Annotated in this window: 8 protein-coding genes and 1 pseudogene; 7 read left to right on the top strand and 2 right to left on the bottom strand. The window is 68.3% G+C overall.

Annotation, left to right across the window (positions count from 1 at the left end; genetic code table 11):
* The 5 genes from B3E43_RS15395 to B3E43_RS15375 form a co-directional block, all read left to right on the top strand.
* Positions 1–957 (top strand): argininosuccinate synthase (locus B3E43_RS15395; RefSeq protein WP_292031064.1); only part of this gene is annotated, 957 nt, incomplete at its 5' end.
* Positions 958–1,043: 86 nt separating this feature from the next.
* Positions 1,044–1,496 (top strand): hypothetical protein, encoded by a 453-nt coding sequence (locus B3E43_RS15390; protein WP_292031061.1) that lies wholly within the window; start codon positions 1,044–1,046, stop codon positions 1,494–1,496.
* Between the two features lie 109 nt (positions 1,497–1,605).
* The gene (locus tag B3E43_RS15385; RefSeq protein WP_292031059.1) at positions 1,606–2,181 is read left to right on the top strand and encodes a hypothetical protein; all 576 of its coding nucleotides are present in this window, start codon (positions 1,606–1,608) and stop codon (positions 2,179–2,181) included.
* 67 nt (positions 2,182–2,248) lie between these two features.
* The gene (locus tag B3E43_RS15380) at positions 2,249–2,881 is read left to right on the top strand and encodes a LysE family translocator (protein WP_292031057.1); all 633 of its coding nucleotides are present in this window, start codon (positions 2,249–2,251) and stop codon (positions 2,879–2,881) included.
* 82 nt (positions 2,882–2,963) lie between these two features.
* Positions 2,964–3,512: a CC0125/CC1285 family lipoprotein gene (locus tag B3E43_RS15375; protein ID WP_292031055.1), complete on the top strand. Its 549-nt coding sequence runs from the start codon at positions 2,964–2,966 to the stop codon at positions 3,510–3,512.
* Positions 3,513–3,603: 91 nt separating this feature from the next.
* Here B3E43_RS15375 and B3E43_RS15370 read toward each other — a convergent pair whose 3' ends face one another.
* Complete coding sequence (locus B3E43_RS15370) at positions 3,604–4,344, bottom strand: DUF6065 family protein (RefSeq protein WP_292031054.1); 741 nt, start codon at positions 4,342–4,344, stop codon at positions 3,604–3,606.
* A 108-nt stretch (positions 4,345–4,452) separates the two neighbouring features.
* Here B3E43_RS15370 and B3E43_RS15365 point away from each other — a divergent pair, with 108 nt between their 5' ends.
* On the top strand, positions 4,453–4,923 hold the full coding sequence (locus B3E43_RS15365) for a prolyl-tRNA synthetase associated domain-containing protein (RefSeq protein ID WP_414631369.1): 471 nt from the start codon (positions 4,453–4,455) through the stop codon (positions 4,921–4,923).
* A 59-nt stretch (positions 4,924–4,982) separates the two neighbouring features.
* Here the strand turns inward: B3E43_RS15365 and B3E43_RS15360 are convergent, their stop codons facing one another.
* Positions 4,983–5,831, bottom strand: a complete 849-nt coding sequence (locus B3E43_RS15360; RefSeq protein ID WP_292031052.1) for a DUF5694 domain-containing protein — start codon at positions 5,829–5,831, stop codon at positions 4,983–4,985.
* Between the two features lie 245 nt (positions 5,832–6,076).
* On the opposite strand from B3E43_RS15360, the pseudogene purH reads away from it, so the two are divergent.
* A pseudogene (purH, locus tag B3E43_RS15355) lies at positions 6,077–6,783 on the top strand (bifunctional phosphoribosylaminoimidazolecarboxamide formyltransferase/IMP cyclohydrolase); the annotation flags it as partial.

Genomic DNA, 6,783 nt, shown 5'->3' with positions numbered 1-6,783 from the left:
CTGCTCGGCACCTCGATCGCCCGGCCGCTGATCGCCAAGCGCCAGATCGAGATCGCCCGCATGGTCGGCGCCGACGCCGTCTGTCACGGGGCCACCGGCAAGGGCAACGACCAGGTGCGCTTCGAGCTGGGCTATTACGCCCTCGAGCCCGACATCCGCGTCATCGCCCCGTGGCGCGAATGGGCCTTCAAGTCGCGCGAGCACCTGCTGGACTTCGCCGAGAAGCACCAGATCCCGATCGCCAAGGACAAGCGCGGCGAGGCCCCGTTCAGCGTCGACGCCAACCTTCTGCACTCGTCCAGCGAGGGCAAGGTGCTGGAGGACCCGTCGGTCGAGGCCCCCGAGTTCGTGCACCAGCGCACCCTGTCGCCCGAAGACGCGCCGGACGTGGCCACGGTCATCACCGTCGGCTTCGAAAAGGGCGATCCCGTCTCGATCAACGGCGAGGCCATGTCGCCGGCGACCCTGCTGACCGCCCTGAACCAGTACGGCCACGACAACGGCATCGGCCGGCTCGACCTGGTCGAGAACCGCTTCGTCGGCATGAAGTCGCGCGGCGTCTATGAGACCCCCGGCGGGACCATCCTTCTGGCGGCGCACCGGGGCATCGAGTCCATCACGCTCGACGGCGGCGCCATGCATCTGAAGGACGAGCTGGCGGTCAAATACGCCCACCTGATCTACAACGGCTTCTGGTTCTCGCCCGAGCGCGAGATGCTGCAGGCCGCCATCGACCATTCGCAGGCCAAGGTGTCGGGCACGGTCCGGGTCAAGCTCTACAAGGGCAACGCCACCGTCATCGGCCGCGAGAGCGGGAACAGCCTGTACGACCAGGAACTGGTCACCTTCGAGGACGGCGCCGTGGCCTATGACCAGAAGGATGCGGCCGGCTTCATCAAGCTGAATGCCCTGCGCCTGCGCGTGCTGGGCAAGCGGGACGCGCGCGACCGGGGCTAGAACTGCAGGCCCCCTCGCGCTCTTGGGGGATCGGCGCCAACCTGTCGGTGGGAGCATGGGCTCCGCCGACCTTTTCAGGACCTGACATGTCTCTTCGCACCGCCCTCGCCGCCGCCGCCGTTCTGGCGCTCGCGACCCCCGTATTCGGTCAGGAGGCGCCAGCCGCCGACCCGGCTGCCGCTGCGGCCGCCCAGGCGGAGGCCGCCTTCGAGGCCAAGGCGCTGGCTTTCCAGCAGGCGCTGGACACGATGCGCGGGGAGATGCAGGCCGCCCTGACCGCCGCCGGCTCGGACCAGGTCAAGGCCAATGCCGACATGGACGCCATCGCCGCCCGCTATCAGCCGCAGGCCGACGGCTTCGCCGCCGAGCTCGACGCCTTCATCACTTCCCAGCTGCCCGTCATGCCGCCCCAGGAGCAGGCCCAGATGGCCCAGATGGGTCCGATGATACGCAGTCAGATCGTCGGCGCTCCCGCGACCATCAAGGCCGGGCTCCTTCAGGCCGCTGCCGCCGCTGCGGCGCCCGCCGCTCCGCGGTAAGTCATTGATCCGGAAGGGCGGCGGGGTCAGCCCTGCCGCCTTACCGCGATTTCACTTGAGACCGGACGGTGTTCGGCGGACCTTGGCGGCGACTTCAAGGAGCCCCGCCATGTTCAAGGTCCTGTCCCTCGCCGCCGCGCTCGCCGTCCTGCCGGTCTCGGCCGCGGTCGCCGATCCGCAGAAGGGCGCGTCCGAGCGGGCCATCGAGGCCGCCGCCGAAACCTTCGAGGCCCGGATGGAGGCCTTCGGAGCCCGCGCCGAGGCCATCGCTGAAGACGCCAGCCTGACCGAGGCGCAGCGCGAAACGCGCATCGCCGCCCTGTGGACTGAATATCAGCCCGATCTGACGGCCTTCACCTCCGTCGTGACCCAGCATGCTTCGGCCATCGCCGCACAGGTGCTCGCAGAGATCGACGTCGAGGCGGTCGTCGCCGAAGCCCTGGCGGGGGTCGAGGTCTCCGGCGCCCTGCAGGCGGCTCAAGGCATGGCCGCCAACGGCGCCTGGGCCTCCAACGACCCCGAGCACATGACCACCTATGGCCTGATGGCCGACTACGCCCTTGGCACGGCCATGGATTCGATCGAGGAAGTGCAGGGCGAGGTCGAGGCCGCCGTCGACGAAGCTGTGGCCGAAGCCGTGGAAACCGGGCACGAGGGCAAACAGGCTGAGTCAGACGAAGACTGAGCCGCGCTTCACCCGATGAGCGCACTGCGGGCTTGACCAGGCACCCGGTCGGCCCGACAGCACGGCCATGGCCAGCCTGCCCGTCGATCCGCACCTGTATCTGACCTTTCTGGGCGTCATGGCGGTCATGGCGGTTACGCCGGGTCCGGCGAACCTGTTTTCGGTCGCCAACGGGGTGCAGCGCGGCAAGGCCGCCGCCATGGCGGGCGTGGTCGGGATGAACGCCGCGACCCTGGTCTGGTTCGCGGCGGCGGCGCTGGGTCTTGGCGCGCTGGTCATCGCCTTTCCGGACGTCTTCCGCCTGATCTCGATCGGCGGCGCCCTCTATGTGGCCTGGCTGGGGATCAGCGCCCTTCGCGGCGCCTTCCGCACGGCCGACGAACCGGACGCCCCGGCCATCCGCATGGGCCGCAGCGCCCTGGTCGACGGCTTCATGGTCCAGATCGCCAACCCCAAGGCGATCCTCTTCTTCACCGCCGTCCTGCCGCCCTTCATGGACGTAGGCCGGCCCGCCGCGCCGCAACTGGCCCTGTTCGCCCTGGCCACCATCGGCATGGACGCGCTGACCATGTCCGCCTACGGTCTGGGCGGCGCGGCCCTTGCGCGGCGGATGAGCGAGCCGCGGTTCCGCAAGGGTTTCGCCGTCCTGACCGGCATCCTTCTGCTGGCCGCCGCCGTACTTATTGTCACGCGTTTATAGGGACTTGGCGGCGGCCGGAACGGCGCTGTTCATGTCCTGTTCAGCCGACAGGGCGCGCACTGTCGCGTCAAGGAGAGTTCCCATGAGACTGCGTTTCCTCAAGCCCGTAATTCTGGCGACGGCGGCGGCTCTGGCCCTGTCGGCCTGCGCCACGGCCACCCCCTACGGCCCCGCCGGCGTCGACAGCCGCTTCGGCTATTCCGACCAACGGGTGGACGCCGACCGGTACCGCGTCAGCTTCGCCGGCAACTCCGTCACCTCGCGCGAACAGGTTGAGATGGCTCTGCTGCTGCGCGCCGCCGAGGTGACCGCCGAGAGCGGCTATGACTGGTTCTCCACCGTCAACCGCGCCACCGACCGCGACGTCCGCTTCCAAGGGATCCCCGATCCCTTCTACCGCGATCGCTACAGCCCGTTCTGGGGCCCGACCTGGCGCTACCAGCGCCGCGGCCTCTGGAGCCCGTGGGGCGATCCCTTCGGCCGTGAGTTCGACGTGCGCGAGATCGACCGCTTCGAAGCCTCGGCCGAGATCATCATGGGCCGGGGGCCGAAACCGGCCGGTGATCCGAACGCTTTCGACGCCCGTGAGGTGATCCAGAACCTCGGGCCGCGGGTGACGCGGGCGATGTAGGGAGCAGGAATTAGGCGTCAGGAATTAGGAAGTCGGGCTCGCCTGGCTGCGCCTCTCCTAATTCCTGAGCCCTACGACCTAAGCCCTCACCCTAGCCGATCCGGGGCGACTTGAGCCGGCGCTTGTTCACATGCGTGTCCGGCGCCACGCCCAGATCCTCTGGCACCTCGCCCTTGAAATAGTAGCGCTGCCACGCCTCCTTGGCCGCGTCGGGGTCGCCCGAGGCCAGCCGCTTGTTGAAGTCGGTGCGGGCGCGGTTCCAGGCCTCGAACTGGCCGTGCATGACCGGGTTGGATTCCAGCGACCGGATCACCGGCTGCATGGTCTCGACCTTGCGGTGCTCGATCGGGGTAATGAAGCAGAAGGGCTCGCCTTTTTCGAACTTCACCCGCCCCGGCCGTGTGAACAGCCAGTTCATGGTGAAGGGGAAGGGCAGCCAGTCGGTCTCGATCAGTCCGACCAGCGGCTGGATGCCGTCCTTCATGTGATTGGGCGAGCCGCCGGCCAACAGGCCCCAGCCGGGGGGTGTGCGGAACAGATACTGCGGATGCATGGTCAGGACGCCGCGCGAGAAATGCGAGGTCACCACATGGGTCAGGTTGGCGTTGTGCCGCTCGGGCGTGATGACGATGTCGGCCTGGCTGGGTCCGCCGTTCCACTCGGCGGTGAAGGTCAGCGGGCACAGGATCTCCCAGCCCGTGGTGTTGGCCATGTTCAGAGGCAGGCAGCGATAGGGGTGGCGGCTGGCGAAGGCGTCCATCCAGTTGCGCGACTGCCGGCCCGGCACGAGGTCGGGCGGCGTCGCCGTCATCGGATAGCATTCCAGTTCCAAGGCGGGCCTCCGGGCGGTATCGAGGGATATCTCCATCCCTAGCGGCGCCGCATGACCGAAGACAAGCCGACCGAACCCGCCTTCGACCGCGACCGCCTGCTGGTGTGGATGGCGGCGAACGGCGTGGCCCAGACGACGCACGACCACCCCGCCGTCTTCCGCGTCGACGAGGGGCTGGAGCTCAAGGCCGCCATGCCCGGCGCCCACACCAAGAACCTGTTCCTCAAGGACAAGAAGGGCCGGCTGTGGCTGATCTCGGCCCGTCAGGACACGGCAATCGACCTGAAGCGGGCGCCGAAGGTCATCGGCTCGGACCGGCTGTCATTCGGCAATGAGGGGCTGTTGTACGAGACGCTGGGCCTGACGCCGGGCTCGGTGACGGCGCTGGGCCTGATCAACGATCCGGACCAGCGCGTGACCTTCGTGCTCGACAAGGCGCTGTGGGACGCGGACATCGTCAACTTCCACCCCCTGACCAACACGGCGACGACGGCGCTGGCGCAGGCTGAGTTCCGGCGGTTCCTCGCACTCATCGGGCGGGAGCCGATGGTGGTGGACTTCGGTCAACTCACGGCCTGACCAGAGGCTGGCGGGGTGGCTCCCGGCGCGCCGGAACCACCCACACCCATCACTGCAAGCTAGTCCGCAGACAACCAGGCCGTCGGCTCAACCAGTTCGAATCCCGGCGTCGTCTCGATGAAATGGCGCAGCCAGTAAGCGTGACCGCTGCCGTAAACGACCACGATGCGGTCGCCGGGCCGGGCGACCTGAACCAGTCTGGCAAAGATCTGGGCGTTGCGGGCATACCAGCGGGCGTTCAGTTCAGCGCCGGCCTGATTGTCGCCGGAGCCGAAGCCGATCATGGCGTAGTAAATGGCTTCTTGCCCGGCGGGGCCGACCATCGGGTGGTCAGGCGCGTTGATCTCGGCCAACAACTGACCGACCGTGCGCTCCCGTTGGCGGACCTCCAGCGCGGCGATCGTGGACTGGATGGTCGCGCTCACCGCCTGGAACTCCGGCATCCGCCCGTTCGCCTGAACCCAGGCCATGACCGGGCCCATCGGAAAATAGGTCGGCTGCCCCTCGCGATCCTTCTCGTCGATCGCATAAACGCGGTCGATTCCCGCGCGAGCGGCGAGGCGGTAGCCGATCTGCACCCGCTCGTCCGCGTTCGTCAGCAGTTGCTCGGGCCGGAAGGCGGGCCAGTTGGGGTCCAGCATGGTGGCCTGGTCCGGGGCGACCCGTTCGATCGCCACAGCGGTTGGCCGGAACGCCGCCAGGGCCTCGGCCACAGCCGCCAGTTCTGCCTGCTTCTGCGGCGTGGTCACGGGATCGATCTGCATATTGTGCATGTCCCGACCCGGATTATTCATGTGAAAAGACCCCACGACCATCACCTGGATAGGCGCGGGCGCAGGTGTCTGCGCCCACGCCGTCTGGGGCAGACACAGGACCGCCAGGGCGGCCAACAGTTTCAACTTCAGCATCGTCATCTCCCGACTTGTTTGATTTTCCGATCATAATGCAAGAGGTGGCGGGGCGATGCCCCGGATGTGTGTCCGAACATTAAATTTTGGAGAGACTGGCCGGTGGTCCGGCGCGGACTGATTGTGGTCCCTGCCTGCCATGCGTCGGTTCGTTGCGTTGACCGACCGCGACGGTTCTATCCCGCCTCTTGGAATGCTAGAGGGCGCGCGTCTCCCCCGACCCACGCCAGATTACGGACGCCGCCATGCCCGCCGCTCCCGACTTTCCTCCCGCGCCCGACCGCGTGGCGCCGCAGCGCGCGCTGATCTCGCTGTCCGACAAGACCGGGCTGGAGGATGCCGCCCGCACCCTCCACGGGCTCGGCGTCGAACTGGTCTCGACCGGCGGCACCCGCGCCGCCATCGCCGGCTTCGGCCTGCCGGTGAAGGACGTGGCCGACCTGACCGGCTTCCCCGAGATGATGGACGGCCGGGTCAAGACCCTGCACCCCGTGGTCCACGGCGGCCTGCTGGGGGTGCGTGACGCGGCCGACCACGCCGAGGCCATGACGACCCACGGCATCGGGCCGATCGATATCGTCTGGGTCGATCTCTACCCGTTCGAATCAACCGTTGAGTCCGGGGCCGGATTCGACGCCGTGGTCGAGAATATCGACATCGGCGGCCCGGCCATGATCCGCTCGGGCTCGAAGAACCACGGCTATGTCGCCGTCTGCGTCGACCAGGCCTCGGTCGCCGAGCTGCTGGAGGCGTTAAAGGCCGACGGCGCGACGACGCTGGCCCTGCGCAAACGCCTGGCCGCCCGGGCCTTCGCCCGCACCGCCGCCTATGACGCCGCCGTCTCGTGCTGGTTCGCCGGCCAGTTGAACGACGCCGCCCCGGCCCGGGTGGCGGTGGCAGGGCGGCTGGCCGCGACGCTGCGCTATGGCGAGAACCCGCATCAGACCGGCGC

Origin of the sequence: Brevundimonas sp. UBA2416, from assembly GCF_002343105.1 — a bacterium.
Taxonomy (GTDB): Bacteria; Pseudomonadota; Alphaproteobacteria; order Caulobacterales; family Caulobacteraceae; genus Brevundimonas.
This window is presented reverse-complemented; position numbering and strand designations above follow the sequence as displayed.

Excerpts from the sequence above, each read along its gene's own strand:
- B3E43_RS15360 (WP_292031052.1), bottom strand. The coding sequence starts at position 5,831 with ATGCTGAAGTTGAAACTGTTGGCCGCCCTGGCGGTCCTGTGTCTGCCC.
- B3E43_RS15390 (WP_292031061.1), top strand. The coding sequence starts at position 1,044 with ATGTCTCTTCGCACCGCCCTCGCCGCCGCCGCCGTTCTGGCGCTCGCG.
- B3E43_RS15375 (WP_292031055.1), top strand. The coding sequence starts at position 2,964 with ATGAGACTGCGTTTCCTCAAGCCCGTAATTCTGGCGACGGCGGCGGCT.
- B3E43_RS15380 (WP_292031057.1), top strand. The coding sequence starts at position 2,249 with ATGGCCAGCCTGCCCGTCGATCCGCACCTGTATCTGACCTTTCTGGGC.
- B3E43_RS15385 (WP_292031059.1), top strand. The coding sequence starts at position 1,606 with ATGTTCAAGGTCCTGTCCCTCGCCGCCGCGCTCGCCGTCCTGCCGGTC.
- B3E43_RS15365 (WP_414631369.1), top strand. The coding sequence starts at position 4,453 with ATGGCGGCGAACGGCGTGGCCCAGACGACGCACGACCACCCCGCCGTC.